Origin of the sequence: Acinetobacter sp. UBA3132 (assembly GCF_002364825.1) — a bacterium.
GTDB lineage: Bacteria > Pseudomonadota > Gammaproteobacteria > Pseudomonadales > Moraxellaceae > Acinetobacter > Acinetobacter schindleri.
Genome location: NZ_DEZM01000128.1, coordinates 1 through 20,378, shown reverse-complemented (window position 1 = coordinate 20,378; position 20,378 = coordinate 1). Strand labels below are relative to the sequence as shown.

18 protein-coding genes are annotated in these 20,378 nt (G+C 44.4%); 8 read left to right on the top strand and 10 right to left on the bottom strand.

The genetic code is table 11. The features are described from left to right. The 4 genes from B4033_RS06510 to sdsA all read right to left on the bottom strand — a co-directional run. Positions 1 to 2,190: efflux RND transporter permease subunit (locus B4033_RS06510; protein ID WP_286832766.1), on the bottom strand; the 2,190-nt coding region annotated here is incomplete at its 3' end. Between the two features lie 13 nt (positions 2,191 to 2,203). Next, entirely contained in the window at positions 2,204 to 3,475 is a 1,272-nt protein-coding gene (locus B4033_RS06505) for an efflux RND transporter periplasmic adaptor subunit (RefSeq protein ID WP_286832765.1), read from the bottom strand. 742 nt (positions 3,476 to 4,217) lie between these two features. Continuing rightward, positions 4,218 to 6,260 (bottom strand): site-specific recombinase, encoded by a 2,043-nt coding sequence (locus B4033_RS06500; RefSeq protein ID WP_108675406.1) that lies wholly within the window; start codon positions 6,258 to 6,260, stop codon positions 4,218 to 4,220. Between the two features lie 15 nt (positions 6,261 to 6,275). Next, positions 6,276 to 7,253, bottom strand: coding sequence for an All-trans-nonaprenyl-diphosphate synthase (gene sdsA / locus B4033_RS06495; protein WP_286832764.1), 978 nt, complete (start codon positions 7,251 to 7,253; stop codon positions 6,276 to 6,278). Positions 7,254 to 7,709: 456 nt separating this feature from the next. Between sdsA and rplU the strand changes: the two genes are divergently transcribed. The 8 genes from rplU (at position 7,710) to B4033_RS06455 (ending at position 14,053) form a co-directional block, all read left to right on the top strand. After that, on the top strand, positions 7,710 to 8,021 hold the full coding sequence (gene rplU, locus B4033_RS06490; protein WP_004814860.1) for a 50S ribosomal protein L21: 312 nt from the start codon (positions 7,710 to 7,712) through the stop codon (positions 8,019 to 8,021). Positions 8,022 to 8,040: 19 nt separating this feature from the next. Further along, the gene (gene rpmA / locus B4033_RS06485; RefSeq protein ID WP_004814861.1) at positions 8,041 to 8,295 is read left to right on the top strand and encodes a 50S ribosomal protein L27; all 255 of its coding nucleotides are present in this window, start codon (positions 8,041 to 8,043) and stop codon (positions 8,293 to 8,295) included. A 240-nt stretch (positions 8,296 to 8,535) separates the two neighbouring features. After that, on the top strand, positions 8,536 to 9,228 hold the full coding sequence (gene lolA / locus B4033_RS06480) for an outer membrane lipoprotein chaperone LolA (RefSeq protein ID WP_286832763.1): 693 nt from the start codon (positions 8,536 to 8,538) through the stop codon (positions 9,226 to 9,228). A 173-nt stretch (positions 9,229 to 9,401) separates the two neighbouring features. Next, positions 9,402 to 10,157: a DUF3298 domain-containing protein gene (locus tag B4033_RS06475; RefSeq protein ID WP_286832762.1), complete on the top strand. Its 756-nt coding sequence runs from the start codon at positions 9,402 to 9,404 to the stop codon at positions 10,155 to 10,157. Between the two features lie 100 nt (positions 10,158 to 10,257). Beyond that, on the top strand, positions 10,258 to 11,529 hold the full coding sequence (gene serS / locus B4033_RS06470) for a serine--tRNA ligase (protein WP_103799678.1): 1,272 nt from the start codon (positions 10,258 to 10,260) through the stop codon (positions 11,527 to 11,529). A 71-nt stretch (positions 11,530 to 11,600) separates the two neighbouring features. Beyond that, the gene (gene cysG / locus B4033_RS06465; protein WP_103799679.1) at positions 11,601 to 12,974 is read left to right on the top strand and encodes a siroheme synthase CysG; all 1,374 of its coding nucleotides are present in this window, start codon (positions 11,601 to 11,603) and stop codon (positions 12,972 to 12,974) included. A 37-nt stretch (positions 12,975 to 13,011) separates the two neighbouring features. Then, entirely contained in the window at positions 13,012 to 13,488 is a 477-nt protein-coding gene (locus B4033_RS06460) for a tRNA (cytidine(34)-2'-O)-methyltransferase (protein WP_103799680.1), read from the top strand. A gap of 175 nt (positions 13,489 to 13,663) precedes the next feature. Further along, on the top strand, positions 13,664 to 14,053 hold the full coding sequence (locus tag B4033_RS06455; protein ID WP_051064890.1) for a hypothetical protein: 390 nt from the start codon (positions 13,664 to 13,666) through the stop codon (positions 14,051 to 14,053). A gap of 81 nt (positions 14,054 to 14,134) precedes the next feature. On the opposite strand, the gene B4033_RS06450 is transcribed toward B4033_RS06455, so the two are convergent. The 6 genes from B4033_RS06450 to rpoD all read right to left on the bottom strand — a co-directional run. Further along, positions 14,135 to 15,526, bottom strand: a complete 1,392-nt coding sequence (locus B4033_RS06450; protein ID WP_286832760.1) for an APC family permease — start codon at positions 15,524 to 15,526, stop codon at positions 14,135 to 14,137. A gap of 269 nt (positions 15,527 to 15,795) precedes the next feature. Next, positions 15,796 to 16,980, bottom strand: a complete 1,185-nt coding sequence (locus B4033_RS06445) for an iron-containing alcohol dehydrogenase (RefSeq protein WP_286832759.1) — start codon at positions 16,978 to 16,980, stop codon at positions 15,796 to 15,798. Position 16,981: 1 nt separating this feature from the next. Then, positions 16,982 to 17,515 (bottom strand): hypothetical protein, encoded by a 534-nt coding sequence (locus tag B4033_RS06440; RefSeq protein ID WP_286832758.1) that lies wholly within the window; start codon positions 17,513 to 17,515, stop codon positions 16,982 to 16,984. A 75-nt stretch (positions 17,516 to 17,590) separates the two neighbouring features. Then, positions 17,591 to 18,250, bottom strand: a complete 660-nt coding sequence (gene lipB / locus B4033_RS06435) for a lipoyl(octanoyl) transferase LipB (protein WP_286832757.1) — start codon at positions 18,248 to 18,250, stop codon at positions 17,591 to 17,593. 154 nt (positions 18,251 to 18,404) lie between these two features. Then, positions 18,405 to 18,692 carry a YbeD family protein gene (locus B4033_RS06430; protein WP_286832756.1) on the bottom strand — a complete coding sequence of 96 codons (288 nt, stop codon included), beginning with the start codon at positions 18,690 to 18,692 and terminating at the stop codon, positions 18,405 to 18,407. 110 nt (positions 18,693 to 18,802) lie between these two features. Then, on the bottom strand, positions 18,803 to 20,378 hold a 1,576-nt coding region (rpoD, locus tag B4033_RS06425), incomplete at its 5' end, for an RNA polymerase sigma factor RpoD (protein WP_286832755.1).

The window sequence follows — 20,378 nt, the reverse complement described above, 5'->3', positions numbered from 1 at the left end:
CCGGTACTGCGGGTTATCTTCCTGACCATTTGGACGGACACCTGCAAGACGTTTGTCTTGTGCAGCCAGACCCAGAACAGTATTACGCGCTGCCAAAAGTTGCTCATGGCTTTGACCACTTGCTGCTTTTAACTGCATGTTAAAGCCGGCAGACACACCCAGTTCAGGCATTGCTGGCAATTGTAATGGCATGATGTAAGACGCATCTTTCACAATCATGTTCAGTGCCATACCACGCTGGATAATTGCACCGACCTGTGATTCTGGTGTGGTGCGTTCAGACCAGTCTTTCAGTTTGATAAATGCCAGACCAGCGTTTTGACCTACACCTGTGAATGAGAAACCAGCCACACTGAAGACAGATTGGACATGATCTTTTTCATTTTCCAGGAAGTAGCCTGTCATGGTATTGATGACTTTATCGGTACGTTCCAAGGTTGCATTTGGTGGCAACTGTACCAGCGTCATTACGACACCTTGGTCCTCATCAGGTAAGAATGAAGAAGGCAGTTTCTGGAAGATCAGCACAATAATCCCGATCACCACCGCATAGATGATACCGGAGAAAATCTTGTGGTGTGTCATACGATTGACGCCGCCCTGATATTTCACAGAAACACGGTCAAAGCTATGGTTAAACCAGCGGAAGAATCGTGCAGCCGGATTGTTACTTTGCGGCTTGTTCGGATCATGCTGTTTCAGAATGGTCGCACACAGGGCAGGGGTAAAGGTTAAGGCCACCACCAGCGACAGAACCATTGCTGTGACCAGCGTGATTGAGAACTGGCGATAGATAACACCTGTAGAACCACCAAAGAATGCCATTGGTACGAATACTGCAGACAGTACAGAGGTAATACCGATCAGCGCACCAGAGATCTGTTTCATCGACTTTTCAGTCGCCGACACAGGATCCAGATGCTCTTCAGCCATAACACGTTCAACGTTCTCGACCACAACGATCGCATCATCGACGAGCAGACCAATCGCGAGAACCATGGCAAACATGGTTAGGGTATTAATCGAGAAGCCAAAAACGTTAATCACCGCAAAGGTACCCAATACCACGACTGGAACGGCCATGGTTGGAATAATCGTTGCGCGCCAGTTCTGCAAGAACAGGAACATTACGATGAAGACCAGAATGACTGCTTCAATGAGAGTATGAACCACCGATTCAATCGATAACTGAATGAATGGTGTGGTATCAAATGCCAGTGTATCCACCATCCCTTGAGGATAGTTAGGACGTAACTGTTTTAAACGTTCTTCAACTGCTTCAGCGGTATCCAGTGCATTGGCACCGGTTGCAAGTTTAATCGCAACACCGCCAGCCGGTTTACCATTAAATTTAGAATCAAACTGGTAGTTGTCTGCACCAAGTTCTACACGTGCGACATCGCCCAGACGGACTTGAGCACCTGAAGTGGTATTTTTCAGGAAGATATTTTCGAACTGTTCAGGTGTTTGCAGCAGACTTTGCGCATTCACTGTCGCATTCAGTACCTGTCCTTCAATTTGTGGCGCACCACCTAATTGACCGACAGCCACCTGAGCGTTCTGGGTACGGATTGCCTGAGCCACATCACTTGGAGTCACTTGCAGACTAGCCATTTTGGCTGGATCCAGCCAGATACGCATTGCATAAGAACCACCAAAGACCTGAACTTCACCCACCCCAGCGACACGGCTTAAAGGTTCAGAAATGTTTGAGTTTACATAGTCTTTAATGTCATCTGCAGTCAGGCTGCCATCAGGAGAATAGAAAGCTAATACCTGAAGGAAGCTGGCACCAGATTTGGTAACACGTACACCTTGACGTTGTACATCATCCGGTAAAAGTGCAGTCGCTGACTGTAACTTGTTTTGTACCTGAACCTGTGCAATATCAGGATCGACACCTTGTTCAAAGTTTAAGGCGATGGATGCCTGACCGTTACCGGCACTGTTCGAGGAAATATAACGCAAGCCATCCAGACCGTTCATCTGCTGCTCGATGATCTGCGTTACTGTATTTTCTACAGTCGCTGCAGATGCACCCGGATAAGTCGCAGAAATGGTGACTGTTGGTGGCGCGATCGTCGGATACTGAGCAATTGGCATTTTGCTGATGGTCAAAATACCCGCCAGCATAATGACCAGTGCAATCACCCATGCAAAAATCGGACGATGGATAAAGAATTGAGCCATGAACCATTACTCCTTATGCATTTGCAGCAGGTTTTTGTTCAGGTTGTTTCTTTGCATCATCTGCCTTTTTTGCATCTGCTGCAGGTTGCTGTGCAGCTGGTTGAGCAGCACCTTGTGGGGCAGCCGCTTGAGGTTGATAAGGTTTAGGCACCACTTGCTGTTCAGGTTTTACCTTGGCAATACCATCAACAATCACTTTATCACCTGGATTAAGACCTTCGGTTACGATCCAGTTGCTGCCTTGAGTACCGACTGTCGTTACTGGACGTGGAGTCACTTTATTATCAGCACCCACCAGCATCGCCATGGCTTGACCCGTAGGTGTGCGGGTTAACGCTGCTTGTGGAATCAGGAAGGCATTTGGAATTTCGCCTTGCACGATTTGCGCTGTGGCAAACATACCTGGCAGAAGTAAATGGTTTTTGTTCGGGAATACTGCACGTAAAGTCACAGTACCTGTTTCAGGGTTCACGCTGGCATCCGAGAATGCAAGACGGCCTTCAACTGGGTAGATGCTGCCATCTTCAAGCTTTAACTTCACTTTGGTGTTGTTTGAGCTGTTGAGGTTACCTTGGCTTAACTGTTGACGCAGACGTAGCAGTTCAGCACTGGATTGGTTGATATCTACATAGATTGGATCTAGGCGCTGAATCGTAACCAGTGGTTCTGTCTGATTTGCAGTCACTAACGCACCCGCCGTAATCGAAGAACGGTTAGTCTGACCAGAAATTGGCGCACGTACAGTTGAATAGCCTAAGTTAATTTGAGCATTACGTAATGTTGCACGGTTCGCATTCAAATCAGCTTCAGCCAGTTTAACCTGCGCTACAATATCATCATATTCCTGCTTGGAAATCGCATTAGTACCAACCAGTTGACGGTAACGACCTTCTTTAACACGTAACACGCCCAGATTTGCCTCAGCACGTGCAATTGCTGCACGAGCATTGTCCACTGTGGCACGGTTAGTACTAGAGTCGATTTCATACAGCGCCTGACCTTCACGGACATAGCTGCCTTCGCTGAATAAGCGTTTTAGCACGACACCAGTCGCCTGTGGACGTACTTCTGAAATCTCAAATGCTGTTGTGCGACCTGAGAGTTCAACAGACTGCTCAACACTTTGTGGCTGTGCAACCAGCACACCAACTTCAGTCGGTGGCATTTGCTGTTGAGCACCAGCTTGCTGGCCCTCTTTAGGATCTTTGCTACAGCCAACAAGCGCGATACTTGTTGCTAATGCGCAAGCAGTCAGGGCAGGTGCCCAAAGCTTTGCAGACATCATTGTTCCACCTCGATTAGATTTTTATCTAAATTTTTTATTTGTAACTTATTGTATTTAAAAAATTAAACACAATGACAAGATCCAAATAAAACTTATACTCCGGTCGGCGATTACTTTTAGAGGAAACCATATTCACCAAAGGTTTTTTAAAATTCTTATGCCCATCACACCATAGTTTATGAGGAAGATATTGCTGGCTGATGTAAATCACCAAGCGACATAACTGGAATGGGCAATCTGTATTGTTCAATTTATGAAATATCCAGAAGGCCATACTGAGGCAATGAGAATTTTAAGTCGCCATTTGAGAATAAATCCTCCAAGAATTCCGATACATATAAAATTAAGTTTGCATACTTTTTATACCAAACTGGGGCAATACACCAGCAGATGGTTAAAAGTAATACAAATGGCATGCCATACAGGCACCTTATGGCTGCGGTCATTTAATACAGACAGATCTCTGTGTAGTACTTTATTTATTCAGCAATCAGCAAATCAAACTTGCTATAAACTGAATCAAGATGAACGAACACACTGAAAATCAAATAAAAAACCGACAAAAAGCAACAAGTAAGACATGCCAGATATCCTTGTTCTTTCTAACCGACATGATACCGGTTAACCGTCTGTCCTGAAGTGTACTTGTCAGTACACTTTTTTTCAAGTGTGCGTAATTTATACAAAATCCATATTTTTATTAGGTGATTCTGTTGATAAATCAACAAGAATTGTCTCAGTCTCAACCTTTGCTGGTTGTATGATTTTCGTCAATATCAACATCTTGCTTTGGTGGCCAGAAGAAATCGCTCGGTCGAGTCAGGAAATGGGTCATGACCAGTTTCGCCAGTGGTTTCCATTGTTCGAAACGCACCCGACGTGCACGTAATGCCACAATAATGGTCAGACTAAAACTGACAAACAGGTTAGTCAGACCAATCAGTAGAACACCTAGAAACGACACCACCACCAGGCCAATATCAGGCCCATTAATATTTATCAGTCCTTGAATAAAGTTGGCCGAAGCAAAGGCAATATGACGAATATCCAGCGGCATACCGAGAATAAAACCAATGGTGCCCATACTGCCGAGCATGATCCCGAAAATAAAGTTACCCCCCAAGGCTCCCAAATTACGTTCCATATATTCGGAAAATTTGTTTAAGCGCTCTTGTCCCATCAAGTTAGCCAGACGAGCATGCGCTTTCAGGCGTGGTCCGACCTTACGATATACCGCCATATTGTCAAAATAACCTGCGAGCAGGCCAGACAGGAACAGGCAAACCCCGGCAATTGCAGCATGTGGAATCGCAAGTGAAGTAAACGGGTTCAGGTCATGTAAGGTCTTGGCCGCTTTGGCATGATTCATTAAAGGTTCATGAAGGGCAGCATCCCACATAAAGGTCAGCAAGGCAGCAACGGGTATGGCAATTGAAATATTTCCCAGAATTGCTACAAACTGGGTCCGGATAATATTCACGATCAATGCAGCCAGTTCAGCAATCTGAGCGGTTTTAGAGCCTTTACGCTGTTGTACGGTAGAAGCCAGTGCAGCTGCGGTCATCGCGGGCTGTTTGGTCGCTACAGTGAAATGCAGTACATGGATGAGCATAAAGCCCAGTGAATAATTCATACTGTAGCTAAAAGCTTGCATGAGCGGTGCCATGGTGACACGTGCCATGAGTATCTTCAGGGTAGCCATAGTGGCAATAATGACCCCGGCACCCGCTGCGGCCTTATACATGGCCAGGAAGCCCTGCTTGTCGGTACTTACATAATGCTCTCCAGTTTTGGAAGCATTCTCAGTCACCTGTAAAGCCAGTAATTCACTGTTAGTCGCCAGCAGGGAGCGGACACTACGTTCACTATAAAGTGCTTCAGTAATATCTACCAGAAAATACCCCATAGACTGATAACGCAACTGGTCATCATCCATGATCATATTCAGCAGAATTTCAATCCGTTCCAGACATTGTTCCAGCAGGGCCAGCATGTAGGTCAAACTGACACTTACGCCAATGCGTTTGGTGGAGCGGCGAATTTTCGCGACGACATCATGACATTGCTCAAGCATCACCATTGCCTGAGAAGCGTCTGGTGGCAGGATTGAATCCACCAGTTCTACATTATTAAAGCGCTTTTTATATTCCTGAATAAATTCATTGATCTCACGGTTCTGAATCAGAAAAGGTGATTCATATTCCATCAGTTCAGGCTGGGCATTGATAAATTCAGGATGCAGGGCAATACCACTGACGCGATATGACAGGATAGTCAGTGCCTTGATCAGTTCATCTTTAATCCGGGTTTTTTCAGGCTGATTAGAATGACCCTGATTCATCACGCTAAACAGTCGCAGCCAGTCTTCATCGGCCAGATAGTCGAGCCAGTAGCGGTCACTGCGTTCATGAAATACCCGACGCATCAGTTCCTGCAGGCTTTTATCATCCGGAATCATGGGCAGAATATGTGCACCAATACGCTGATTTAGCTGATTCCAGAAACCGTCAAGGGATAAAATACCTGTATCAGAAAACAGGCTGGTCTGTTTGTAGCGGTTAATCACGCGCAGCACAAAGGTCTGCAAGGTAGAAACCGCATTAGGAGTGATCAGTAAAGACTGTAAAAATGCCTGAAATTTTTCTTCGATTTCTTCGGTATTCTTGCTGTCTATTGGTCGTATACGATTCACGAGTTCAATTAACAGGTTTTCATCCAGCTTTGCCTGAGGCTGCTCAAGCTGTTGCTGCATGCTTTGGAAAATATCGAGAAATTTAATATGCATAGGCGAGGTGGGTATCTATTGGATGCGATGAAGCGCAAGTTTGGCCAGGTTAATCAGCGCCTGACGGTATTCAGAATCCGGCAGTAGATCCAGTGCAGCGATCGCAGCTTCGGTTTCTTCAGTCGCACGCTGACGGCAGTAATCCAGAGCACCGGATGCATTGACAATATGAATCACCTGTTCAAGGTGGTCAGTACCGCCCGTTGCAATGCTCTTACGCACAATCTCGAAGTCATCCCCAGAGGTATTCTTCAGTGCCGCAATCAATGGCAAGGTCGGTTTACCTTCCATCAGGTCATCCCCGATATTCTTGCCCAGTGTTTCTGCATCTGAAGTGTAATCCAGAATATCGTCAATGATCTGGAAAGCATTTCCAAAGTGACCGGCAAAAGTTCGTAGCGGTGCTCGGAACTCTTCTTTACCAGTCAGGATGGCAGCACCTTCAGTGGCCAGTTCAAACAGGCGAGAAGTTTTACCATGAATAATATTTAAATACGTTTCTTCAGTTGTTTCAGGCTGATGTTGCGATTGCAACTGCAATACTTCACCCTCGGCAATTTCACAGGTACCAGTTGAGAAGTCCTTGAGTAAGACCATATTGTTCAGATCAACCAGCAGGTCAAAGGCACGTGAGATCAGGAAGTCACCGACCAATACGGCAGTCTGGTTATTCCAGGTCGCATTCGCAGTTGGACGGCCACGGCGCAAGCCAGACTCATCCACGACGTCATCATGTACCAGCGTTGCAGTATGTAGCATTTCAACGATCGCTGCGAGTTTACGATGCTGATCCAGATCATCTGCGCCACAGGCTTTGGCTGCCAGTAAACACATAATCGGGCGCATACGCTTGCCACCTGCTTCAACCACATGTTTGCTCACTGCCATGACTAAGGCAACTTTTGAAGTAATCCCCTCATTAATAAATGTGTCCATCGCAGCAAAGTCATGTGCCACAGGAGCGAGAATATCTTGCTTAAAGTCGATGGTCATGTGAAAGGAAACCTCTAGTTTGGTAAATCTCAAGTCGGTAGTTTAACAATTTATAACATCCATGAAACATAAGAAACGTACAAACTCCACTAAAAATCAGTTTTTTATGATGAATATAATCCATCCAGCCTGATTCTGGTGGCTGACTGTACTCTATCGATTTACCTTTACGGATCATGTACTCCGAAATTTGTGGCTCAGTATACTACTCAAAAATAACCGTCCGGCTCTGTTGATTTTTGTAGCAAAAAATTGCATGAGTGTCTGATTTTACTAAAATTAGTATAATCTCAAAGAGATGGATAAATGTATTCATCAATATTTCTATAAAATGGCTTGTTGTTTATACGAATATCCCTTAAAATCTTTGCCCTTGTATAACCCCCAGTGGCGTACGTTTTAAGACCGGTATATCCCTTTATCGGCACGACGACACGGGCATATTTGGAGTACATTATGTACGCAGTAATCCAAAGCGGTGGTAAACAGCACCGTGTAGTTGAGGGCGAAACCCTTAAAGTTGAATTATTGAAAGCTGAAACTGGCGCAACTGTTACTTTTGATGACGTGTTGATGCTTGTAAACGGTGAAAGCATTCAAATCGGTGCTCCAGTGGTAGCTGGCGCTAAAGTAACTGCAGAAGTAGTTAGCCATGGTCGTCACGACAAAATTCGCATCATCAAAATGCGTCGTCGTAAGCACTACCGTAAACAACAAGGTCACCGTCAATGGTTTACCGAGTTGAAAATTACTAGCATTTCAGGCTAATTACTAGGAGTAATGAGACATGGCAACTAAAAAAGCCGGTGGTTCGACTAAGAACGGTCGTGATTCGAATCCTAAGATGTTAGGTGTTAAAGTTTACGGTGGTCAAACTGTAACTGCAGGTAACATCATCGTTCGTCAACGTGGTACTGAATTCCACGCTGGTGTTAACGTAGGTATGGGCCGTGACCATACTTTATTTGCTACTGCTGATGGCGTAGTAAAATTCGAAGTGAAAGGCCAGTTCGGTCGTCGCTACGTATCTGTTGAAGCATAATCTGCGACAATAGAAAAAACCCACAGATTCTGTGGGTTTTTTTATGCTTGAAGATTGACGAGTCAGTCTGAAACATATGGCTGAAGAATAAACGGTGATCTTCATCATGATGAACAAAAGCAGGGATTTTGCATTAATAACAATACAAAACTTCTTATTTTCTATCATCTTAGTTTTTGAAATTAGTTTAAGATGAGCCATTAGATACATAGCGATATGCAAATACAAAAAGGTGAGATTATGAATATCCTTCGTAAAACTGTATGTGCCATAACAATCGGTGCGGCAACACTGGCTCCTGTCATGAGCACGACTGTATTTGCCGCAACTGCAGCGACGGAGCAGCAAGCCACTGCTAATCTGGTGAAGCAGCTCAGTAATATCCGTAGCTTAACGGCAAACTTTGAGCAAACCACCAAGATTACCAATCCGAAAGCAACTCAGAAAAAAGGTTTGAGCGCCCAGCACATGAACCAGACCTTTCGTGGTGTAATGAAAGTGCAGCGTCCGGGTAAATTCTATTGGGAAACCACGGCACCTTCGAAACAGACAATTGCTACCACAGGAAAAACTGTCTGGATCTATGACCCAGACTTGCAGCAAGCCGTTCGTCAGAGCCTGGATGAACAAGTCTCCAATACACCAGCATTATTGCTCTCTGGAAATACCAACCAGATCATGCAGTCTTATCGTGTGACGCAGCCAAATAAAGGCAAGACCTATTACAAGCTGTATCCAAAGGCAAGTGATGGTGTGTTTGAAAGCCTGACGATTAGCTTTGGCGCTAACAAGGCACCGAGTCTGATGATTCTGGAAGATTCATTGGGTCAAACTACCTATATCAACTTTAGCAATGTGAAAGTGAATGCCAGCATTCCGGCATCTACCTTTAATTTCACACCGCCTAAAGGAACGGACATTATTGATCAATAAGCATCAATATCAGCAAAATAAAAAAGCAACCTTCGGGTTGCTTTTTATTTGCCAATAATAGAAATGGATTTGGAGACATTACAAGGTTTGCCTATATCTGGAGATTCAGGCGTTTTAGAATAAACAAAAGTCAAGTCAATTAAATTATGAAATTTCAGGTGCTTAGGATGAAAATGACTTCATTTAAAACCGGCTGGATCAGCTGTATTTTATGTTTAAATGTGGGGTTGTTTGCCTGTCAGCCTCAAACGTCTTCAGTCAATGCATCTGCGCAAACAGAAGAAGCAGGGCAAATACAATCCAAAACCATTCCAGTGAAAGGTGTTAATCAGGTCGTGTGCGAAGTAGAGAGTTGTGTGCGCTTTGATCTGCAAACTGTAGATACCAATATGGCTTGGATTGACCAGTATTTTATAGAGCGTATGCAGCGTACCGAACCAGTTGCCTTTAACAAAGTAAGCAGTGATAAAATCAAAGCAAAGGATCAGTCGAAATTTTTTGAGCAGCGTTCTATTCAGGTCAGTTACCTGAATCAGCATGGTCATCTGGTGACTTTTATATTCAAAACTGTTCATCAGCCTAAACGTGCAGCACAGCCACAATCTCATACTGAATACGTCAATCTGGACCTAAAGCAAAAGAAACGTCTGGCTCTTTATCAAATCATGCTGGGCAATACTGAAGGAAAGTTAAAACAAAGCTTGTATCAAGAAAACAAAGACTGGTTGGATCGTGCCCAAGTAACATCAAAGCAATTGGAATTAAGTGATAATTATTATTTTGACAGTCAAGGCTTGGTACTGATTTATCCAGCAGGTGAGTTGAGTAAGTCCACAAGTGTGATGGTAGAATTAAAAGTACCTTATACGGCATTAAACGGGATCATCCGACCTGAATATTTATCCATTTTGCCAAAAACAACCCCTTAAATATTGTGCTAATAAGGCGCAGCCATTCACCAGGTCACTGTATTTTTTGCCGTTAAGAGCTTACACTATAGCCAGTTTTTTTCTTATCTAAAGATTGGCTATGATCGACCCGAAATTACTCAGAAATAATATTGAGGCTGTAAATTTAGCCTTGGCAAAACGTGGTGTTCAACTGAATGTCGAGGAGTGGGCATCACTTGAAGCTCGCCGTAAAGAAATTCAGTCCAAAACTGAATCGCTACAAGCTGAGCGTAATGCGGGTGCGAAACAAGTTGGCCAAATCAAAAAAGCCGGTGGCGATGCGTCTGAAATCATGGCACGCATGTCTGCAATTGGCGATGAAATTAAAGCAGCAGAAGCAGCACTGGCTGAATTGCAAGCTGAACTGGAAGAAAAATCCCTGTCTATTCCAAACTTGCCAGATGAATCTGTTCCTGAAGGTAAAGATGAGTCTGACAATGTGGAAATCCTGAAATGGGGTACACCACGCGAATTTGATTTTGAAATCAAAGACCATACTGACTTGGGTGAAATGATGGGCGGTCTGGAATTTGAAACAGCAACTAAATTGACTGGTTCACGTTTTAGCGTATTAAAAGGTCCTTTAGCGCGTCTACAACGTGCGTTGACTCAATTCATGCTGGATACGCACACCACCAAAAATGGTTATACCGAAGCCTATGTGCCGTATTTAGTAAATGCTGATTCGCTACGTGGCACAGGTCAGTTACCCAAATTCGAAGAAGACTTATTCAAGCTGCAAGGCGAAAAAGAATTTTATCTGATTCCAACAGCTGAAGTGCCAGTAACCAACTTCGTGCGTGATGAAATTATTGATGCCGACCGCCTGCCATTGAAATATGCTGCACATACGCCATGTTTCCGTAGTGAAGCGGGCTCTTATGGTCGTGATACCCGTGGCCTGATCCGTCAGCACCAGTTTGATAAAGTTGAAATGGTTCAGATCGTAAAACCTGAAGATTCTATGCAGGCACTGGAAGACTTAACTGGTCATGCAGAAGGTATCCTGCAAGCTTTAGGCCTTCCATACCGTAAGATCATTCTGTGTGGCGGTGACATGGGCTTTGGTTCAACCAAGACTTATGATCTGGAAGTTTGGGTACCAAGCCAAAATACCTATCGTGAAATCTCTTCATGTTCAAATATGGGTGATTTCCAGGCACGTCGTATGAAAGCGCGTTACCGTGCCGACCAGAAGAAAACTGAATTTGTGCATACTTTAAATGGTTCAGGTTTGGCAGTGGGTCGTACCTTACTTGCTGTGATGGAAAACTACCAACGTGCAGATGGTTCAATTGAGATCCCTGAAGTATTGCGTCCGTACATGGGTGGTGCAACTTACATCGACTAAATATCGGTGTATGCACCAAAATGTGCATGAAAATTGCTTAGACAGTCAGATCTAAATATTTGAGGCTTTTCGTGGATATTTTCCCAATCTCGTTAAAGTTGCAGCAGCAACCCTGTCTGATTGTTGGTGGTGGACATATTGCGTACCGGAAAGCGGTATTGCTACAGAAAGCAGGCGCAGTTATCTCGGTAATTGCACCTGAAATTGAAGCAGCTCTGCTTGAGATTATTCAAGCAACTGCTGGCCAATATGTTCAGGCACCTTTCAATCCTGAAATTCCATTACGCTCTTATCGTCTGGTGATTGCAGCGACTGATGATGCTGAAGTCAACCGTCAGGTCTTTAATGCCTGTGAAGCTGAAAATGTTCTGGTGAACAGTGTAGATGATCCACCGCATTGCCGCTTTATGGTTCCGGCGATTATTGACCGTTCACCGCTAGTGATTTCGGTAGCATCAAATGGCACGTCACCGGTGTTATCCCGTCAGATTCGTACCCAGCTAGAGACCACCATTCCACATGGTATGGGTAAACTGGCTGAATTCTCTGGGAAGTGGCGTAGCGCGGTAAAAGCCAAGATTGCTAATCCGGATGAACGCCGTATTTTCTGGGAAGAGCTTTATGCTAGTCCTTTGAAAGAACAGGTCTTTAATGACAATCTGGCTGAAGCTGACCATCTGATTGAACAGGCGCTACTGGAATGGCAAAAGCCAAAAGGTGAGGTTTACCTCGTTGGCGCAGGTCCTGGTGATCCAGAACTCTTGACCCTAAAAGCATTGCGTTTAATGCAACAAGCCGATGTGGTGATTTATGATCGTCTGGTCTCTGCATCAATCATGGACTTGTGCCGCCGTGATGCAGAGAAGATCTACGTTGGTAAAGCACGATCTAATCATGCAGTGCCACAAGAAGGGATCAATGCCTTACTGGTAAAATATGCCAGTGAAGGCAAGCGCGTTTGTCGTCTAAAAGGCGGTGATCCGTTTATCTTTGGTCGTGGCGGTGAAGAGATTGAAGAGCTGTTTGCTGCGGGCGTAGCTTTCCAGGTTGTTCCAGGTATTACTGCTGCGTCTGGCTGCTCAGCCTATGCTGGTATTCCATTAACTCACCGTGATTATGCGCAAAGCGTGCGTTTCCTGACAGGCCATTTAAAAGAGGGTTCACCAGAGCTGCCTTGGAATGAACTGGTCTATGAAAACCAGACACTGGTACTGTATATGGGACTGGTTGGACTGGAAAAAATCTGTGCACAATTGATTGAGCATGGTCAGCGTCCAGATATGCCTGTGGCCCTAGTCTCAAAAGGCACCACACCAGAGCAAAAAGTAGTGGTGGGAACGCTCCAAGATATTGCATCGAAAGTGAATGAGCACCATATTCAGGCACCAACTTTGACCATTATTGGTGAAGTGGTGCGTTTACGTGAAAAACTTAAGTGGTCGTAAACGACCACTTAACTCCTCCCAAGAGTAGAGAAAAGCTGTGATCCATGTTGTTTTATATGAGCCTGAAATTCCTGCCAATACAGGTAATATTATTCGCCTATGCGCAAATACGGGAGCACAGTTGCATTTAGTCAAGCCGCTGGGCTTTGAACTGGATGACAAAAAGCTAAAACGTGCCGGTCTGGATTACCATGAATATGCCAATATGCAAATCTGGGAAAATATTGAAGAATGTCTGGTAGATTTGGCTTCTCAAGGCATTGGTGCAGATGCGGTCTATCCATTGACGACTAAAGGTTCTGAAACCCCACATACTTCAGACTTAAATCGTCCTGTGGCTTTATTGATGGGGCCGGAAACACGTGGTCTGCCAGAAAATGTGCGTATGATGTTCCCGAAAGAACACTGGATCCGTCTGCCAATGGCTGAGAATTCGCGTAGTCTGAACCTGTCTAATGCGACAGCAGTGATTGTGTACGAGGCCTGGCGTCAGCAGGGGTTTAAAATGCTTTAATTAGTTTCTTTTTTTAAGAAAAGCTGCCAATTGGTGGCTTTTTTTTATTTATGTAACAAGGCTTGTGCAGTGGTTGGTCATTGGGCTTATCTTCGGTATAAATAATTTGAGAACACAAAAAAAGGAAAAAAACTTGAATAAGGGGTGGATCACAGCGAGTTGTGCGGTTTTATTAATGTTTAGTGGAGCAAGCCAGGCACAGCCAGAACCACAACAGCCAGTAGAAGAGGTAAAACCGCTTACTCAGGAGGAAATCAGGCAGGGTATGGCAGAGATGCAGCAGCAACTGAATGAGCGTATTGAAGCTTGGGGTAAAACCCTTAGCAAAGATGATTTTGAATGGAGTTGGCGCGGACGGATTCTGAATCAACCAAAACGTCAGGAAGTGTGTAATATCTTCCAGGGTGTGGTGAATGAAACCTATCATCTGGCTGTACAAAACAAGGCGCGTTTGAGTCCTGAAAGTCAGGAGGTTTTAAAAAATCGTAATCTATTTATCGAACGGCTTGGTTATAAAGACAATATTGTTGATACCCGCATGGGCTTTAACTGTCGTCTAAAATGATTTTGAACTGAACTAAAAAATAAACAAGTCAGAACTAAAAAAGGCGCATCAAGCGCCTTTTTTATTTGAATAAGAAGGATATTATTTATCATCAAATTCATTGTGCTGAGGAGCAGGATGCTTGAAGCCTTTGGTCTTATAACCCAGGTACAAGATACCGCCAAATGCCCAGATCAGACCGTATTTAAGCGAAGCTTCGTCGACTTCTAGCCATAATGCAAACACTGAAATGAAGCCAAGTAAGGGAACGACGACAAAATTCATGATCTCTTTGGCACTCTTCGTGCGACCATCACGCAGTGCATAACGTGAAATCACCGACAAGTTGACGAAACTGAATGCAGTTAACGCACCAAAGCTGATCAGTGACACGACAAAGTCAAGATCCATGAAACCAGCAGTTAAAGCAACTGCACCAGCGATCAGGATGTTGTACGACGGTGTGTAGTTTTTCGGACTAATGTGACCAAAGATTTTTTTGTTAATTACGCCATCACGACCCATTACGTACATCAGACGAGACACACCCGCATGCGCTGAAATACCGGAAGCCATAACTGTCACAATCGCAAAATAAAGTACCACTGTCTTAAATGCCACGCCACCTACTGCTTGTAAAATATCAGGCTGTGTTGCAGCGATATCTTCAAAGTAGGTTTTTGGATCATTCGGGAAGAAGATCTGCATGAAGTAAGTACTGATGATGAAAATGATACCCGCTATTAATGCAGTCAAGAAAATCGCTTTAGGTAAGGTTTTCTCAGTATCTTTGGTTTCTTCAGCAAGAGAACTTAAAGAGTCAAAACCTGTAAATGAGAAGCACAGTAAGGTTGCACCGGTAATCAGGGCAGCAACAGAAGTAAACTCATTCCAGAATGGCTCTAAACTCCACAGTTGATACTTTGCATCGACTAATGTGCCGTCTGCATTTACGCCACCTTCCAGAAGTTGGTAAACCATCCAGGTGAAGTATGCAATGACGCCCAATTGTACGAATACAATCATACTGTTGAAGTTGGCAACAAATCTCGCACCGCGAAGGTTAATCGCAGTCATAAACGCGGTTAAACCAATGACCCAAACCCAATGGTTCATGTCTGGAAAAAGTGCTTCCAGATAAATCACCGCCAGAATGATATTGACCATCGGTGATAACAGGTAATCTAGTAATGATGACCAACCCACCATAAAACCAACATTTGGGTGGATGGATTTTTGGGCATAGGTATAGGCCGAACCCGAAGATGGGTAGCGACGAATCATATGACCATAGCTCAAAGAGGTTAACAAAATTGCAATCAGTGCAAAAATGTAAGAGGTAGGAACGTGAAAGTTACTTTCTTCAGATACCAGACCAAAAGTATCAAACAAGGTCATGGGTTGAATATAAGCTAAACCGATAATAATGATGTGCCAGAGTCCCAGCGTTTTTTGCAGTTTAGCTGCCGATTGAGTCCCAGAGAAATTTGTCAACGGCGTTATCCTCTTAATCGTTGATCAAGGATCAGTCATATTGAATAAGGATCGTTTGAGACGAACGATCCCCCCTACAAATTAAGCAAAAGCGCGCCAATCTACTCTAGAATGAACATTTTTGCTAGCAATTTTTTTGAGATTACTACAGCATGAAATATGCCAAAATTATCATGATTGATGATGAAATTTTCATGCAAGATAAAAGCCTGATGCTTAAAAAAACACCAGGCTCTAAATTTTCGCTATATTCGCTTATTTTTCAGGAATTACCAAGCTTTTTTTAAGATGGTTTTCAAATCTTCCAACGTGGCTTCTTTCGGGTTATAAATGATGGAACCATCATTTAATGCTTTCTCGGCAACTTCATCCAGTTGTGCCTCAGAAACCTTACCTGTTTCACTTAATGTACGTGGTAATTTAGTCAGAGCATAAATACGGTCACGCATCGCTTGAATGGTTGCAATCGCTTTATCGGCACGCAGATGCCCCGGGGTCTGTGCATAAATATCAGGGCCAGCCAGTGGCAGAAGCAGCTCTGCAATCTTGCCACCATTCACTTCCTTGTTGTATTCCAGTACATAAGGCAGGAACAGATTCATACATAGTCCATGCGGCAAGTGAGCTACCGCACCGAGCGCATGACCGAGTGAGTGCACCAGACCAACCATTGAGTTCGAAAAAGCGATCCCAGCCATGGTAGAAGCTTGTGCCAATTCCAGACGACCTTGAGCATCAGACGGATTATCCAGCACCTTAAACAGATTCTCACTGACTTTCTTCACTGCTGCTGTGGCATAAGCATCTGAAATCGGATTGGCTGCCATACAGGTATAGGCTTCGACCGCATGGGTCATCGCGTCCATTGCAGTCATTGCGGTTAAATGCGGTGGCAAAGTCTGGGTCATACGTGGATCAAGAATCGCAGCATGCGGCATCAGATAATAAGATGCGAACGGTATTTTCAGGTTCTTTTCAGTATCCGATACCACTGCAACCATGGTTACTTCAGAACCTGTTCCAGACGTGGTTGGAATTACGAAAAATGGTTTTAAGGGCTTTGGCAGGTTATGTGCGCCAGAATATTTAAGCAAGTCATCACCACCTTCAGAGACCAGAATGTTGGTCGCTTTTGAGGTATCGATAACTGAACCGCCCCCAATGGCAATAATCGCATCACAGTTATTGTCACGATATAGCTGTGCAGCACGACGTACTGTACCTAAGCTCGAATCGGGTGGGACATCATCAAAAATTGCTGCAATCTCTGCATCCGTCGATTCAAAAGCAGCTTCAATCGGTGCAAGCAGATTATTGGCACGTACGCCTTTATCGGTAATGATGAGTGGACGTTTGGCACCTAAAGTCGAGAGTTCAAACGGAATATGTTCGAGCGCAGCATGACCGGCAATCACCTTGACTGGACAGAAAAATTCATAATAAGGCTTAGTCATATCAGACACTCCGTTTCAAATAAGATTGAGCAATTTTTAAATAGATGCTGCTTGCTTCAGTTAATTTTTCTTTCAGGCTGAGATTACTTGGATATTCTTTGACAGCCAGTTGTGCCACCATTTTCGGCAAAATTAAGGCTTCCATTTTATTCAGACAACGCACCAGACGAATAGCATAAGAGATATCACCATCGGCAATCATGCGGTCATGGGCAAAGGCCTGTGAGGTACTTTCCTGGAATGAAAAGACCAAAAAGGCATGATGCAGATGCTTAAAGGTGATCGTAAGGTCAGGCGCAGTGGCCATAGATTTCACGAGTTCAAGTTGCTTCTCTTCAGTAACCCGGGCAATAAATGCCGGGCCATGGGGGAAGACTCTCATGGAAAGACTGAAATTCGCCGGAAACTGGGCAACTTCCTTTTTGATTTCTTCATCGACTTGGCTTGCCATGACTAAGCCTCTGCCAATCACATCCATCATGAGTTTGACATAGGCCTGTTGCAAAGCAGGTTTAACGGATTTAGTTGCAATCACGTGATGATCCCTACCTGGAATATTATTAGTTTAGAGTAATTACTCTAATTTATTTATTGTTGAAATGCAAAGGCTTTATCTTTGCTCGACGCTAACGTCCTTAAAGTAACCGCTGCTGGTTAAAGTTTCAATAATTTCGACACACAAGTCAGCAAATTTTGGCGGGTTGTTGACCAAGTCGTTAATGCGGACCATTTCCAGTCCTGCATAGCCACATGGATTGATGGTATGGAAACCTGTCAGATCACAGTCAATATTCAAGGAAAGACCATGATAGCTGCGACCTTTACGGATTTTAAAGCCAAGGGAACCAATCTTGCGTTCATTGACATAGACACCGGGTGCATCCGGTTTGGCATAGGCTTCAATATTATGCTTCTTGAGTAGCTCAATCATCAGGTTTTCGGCATAGGATACCAGCGTACGGACGTTCCAGCCAAGACGGTTCAGGTCAAACATAAAATACGCCACCAGCTGGCCCGGACCATGCCAAGTCACTTGACCACCACGATCGGTCTGAATTACCGGAATATTGGATGGCATCAGAATATGTTCCGGCTTACCCGCTTGCCCTTGAGTCAGGACATCATAGTGCTGCAAAATCCACAACTCATCCGGGGTGTTTTCATCACGGTTTTCAGTCAGGGCTTTCATTTCCAGAAAGCGGTCTTCGTAGGGAGTCAGGTCATTATATTGACGAATAATCAGGCAGGGTTTTTGAACCGCATCAGTCACAGTGTGCGTCCTTGGAAAGATAAAAAATACTGCCAATAATTATAATGATTTCAAGCCGTGATAGGGGAGTGATTCACAGTAATTCTCAATTACCAATTCACAGATATAAAAAAACACGCCCTGAAGCGTGTTTCTTATTGCGGCCTGAGCTGTCTTAAAGCGCAGTTTTGATCAAGGGGCAAGCAGCCAGATCTGCATAAACAGCATGTACCTGTTCAAGTTCAAGGAAACGGAGCTGTGCAGAGATCGAATGATATTTACCTGTACGAGATGGTGTAATCGTTACACTGTCACCTTCAAAGTCAGGAAAGTGTTTGCTAAAAATCTCAACCACAGCATTCAGCAGCTCTTCGCCAGCAAGGCCAATCAGCTTGATCGGGTAGTCCATAGGGAAAACCCAAAGATGTTCCTGTAGTTCACGAGATGGTGTACGGTCTAACATGTAGTCCCCCTATTCGAAACGCCTGCATGAGCGCGGGCGTTTGGGTCTGTCTGGATACATAGATGGAGACTATCAACTGAGTTTCAAGTCTCTATCAATTGTATCAAATCTTAGTCATTTTCCAGGAATGAACGCAGGTGTTCAGAGCGGGAAGGATGACGCAGCTTACGTAAGGCTTTCGCTTCAATCTGACGGATACGTTCACGGGTTACGTCGAACTGCTTACCTACTTCTTCCAAAGTATGGTCAGTTGGCATGTCGATACCAAAACGCATTTTCAGGACTTTCGCTTCACGTTCAGTCAGGTTTTCCAGTACTTCACGTGTCGCTTCTTTCAGGCCTTCTGACGTTGCCGCATCCACAGGAGAGGTGATGTTGCTGTCTTCAATGAAGTCACCCAAATGCGAATCTTCATCATCACCGATCGGTGTTTCCATCGAAATAGGTTCTTTGGCGATTTTCAGTACTTTACGAACCTTCACTTCGTCCATTTCCAGACGTTCGCCCAGTTCTTCCGGAGTAGGTTCACGACCCATTTCCTGAAGCAATTGACGAGATACACGGTTGATCTTGTTAATAGTTTCAATCATGTGTACTGGAATACGGATAGTACGTGCCTGGTCCGCGATTGAACGGGTAATCGCCTGACGAATCCACCAGGTTGCATAAGTCGAGAACTTGTAACCACGACGGTATTCAAACTTGTCTACGGCTTTCATCAGACCGATATTGCCTTCCTGAATCAGATCCAGGAACTGCAAGCCACGGTTGGTGTATTTCTTCGCAATCGAAATGACCAGACGTAAGTTCGCTTCAACCATTTCTTTCTTGGCACGGCGCGCTTTCGCTTCACCCACTGCCATACGTTTGGCGATGTCTTTGATGTCACGAACTTTCAGGTCAAGTTCTTTTTCAATGTCCGCAATCTTTTGCTGGAATGCTAGCACGTCAGGACGTACTTTTTCCAGATAAGCTTTTTGATCAGCAGGCGCTTTTGCAATTTGCTCATCTAACCAGGCTGGATTAGATTCCTGACCCGGAAAAGAAGTACGGAACTGGGTACGGTCCATGCGGCCACGACGGACTGCATAACGCATTACTTCACGTTCTGCACTACGGATCTGGTCGTGGGTACCACGAATCATTTCTGAAATGATATCGAACAGGCGCGGTGTGAACTTGAACATCATGAACACAGTAGCTAAAGCTTGCAGTGCTTCTTCTGCTTCTTTGCTGTTGCGGCCATACTTTTCAATGACAGCCTTGGTATTTTTCCATGCATCTGAAAGTTCAGCAAAACGAATTTTAGCGATTTCTGGATCTGGACCTGAATCACCTTCAGAATCGTCATCACTGTCAGACTCTTCTTCATCTTCCTCATCATCCAGTTTTACATCTTTGGTTGACTTGGTAGTTGCTTCTTCATCTTCTTCGATGTCAGCGACTTCTTCCAGCACTTCTGGAATATCATCATCAGTTTCAGGGTCTAAATAACCTGAAAGCAGGTCGGCCAGGCGACGTTCGCCAGCTTCATAATCTTTGTATTCTTGTAGTACAACTTCTACGGCATTTGGCCAGTAAGCAATGGAGTGAAGAACGTCACGGATCCCTTCTTCAATACGTTTTGCAATGCTGATTTCGCCTTCACGCGTTAAAAGTTCAACAGTACCCATTTCACGCATATAC

Bases quoted from the DNA above. Each gene is read 5' to 3' on its own strand.
- serS (WP_103799678.1), top strand. From the start codon at position 10,258: ATGATCGACCCGAAATTACTCAGAAATAATATTGAGGCTGTAAATTTA.
- B4033_RS06445 (WP_286832759.1), bottom strand. From the start codon at position 16,980: ATGACTAAGCCTTATTATGAATTTTTCTGTCCAGTCAAGGTGATTGCC.
- B4033_RS06430 (WP_286832756.1), bottom strand. From the start codon at position 18,692: ATGTTAGACCGTACACCATCTCGTGAACTACAGGAACATCTTTGGGTT.
- sdsA (WP_286832764.1), bottom strand. From the start codon at position 7,253: ATGACCATCGACTTTAAGCAAGATATTCTCGCTCCTGTGGCACATGAC.
- rpmA (WP_004814861.1), top strand. From the start codon at position 8,041: ATGGCAACTAAAAAAGCCGGTGGTTCGACTAAGAACGGTCGTGATTCG.
- B4033_RS06500 (WP_108675406.1), bottom strand. From the start codon at position 6,260: ATGCATATTAAATTTCTCGATATTTTCCAAAGCATGCAGCAACAGCTT.
- B4033_RS06475 (WP_286832762.1), top strand. From the start codon at position 9,402: ATGACTTCATTTAAAACCGGCTGGATCAGCTGTATTTTATGTTTAAAT.
- B4033_RS06455 (WP_051064890.1), top strand. From the start codon at position 13,664: ATGTTTAGTGGAGCAAGCCAGGCACAGCCAGAACCACAACAGCCAGTA.
- lolA (WP_286832763.1), top strand. From the start codon at position 8,536: ATGAATATCCTTCGTAAAACTGTATGTGCCATAACAATCGGTGCGGCA.
- rplU (WP_004814860.1), top strand. From the start codon at position 7,710: ATGTACGCAGTAATCCAAAGCGGTGGTAAACAGCACCGTGTAGTTGAG.
- B4033_RS06505 (WP_286832765.1), bottom strand. From the start codon at position 3,475: ATGATGTCTGCAAAGCTTTGGGCACCTGCCCTGACTGCTTGCGCATTA.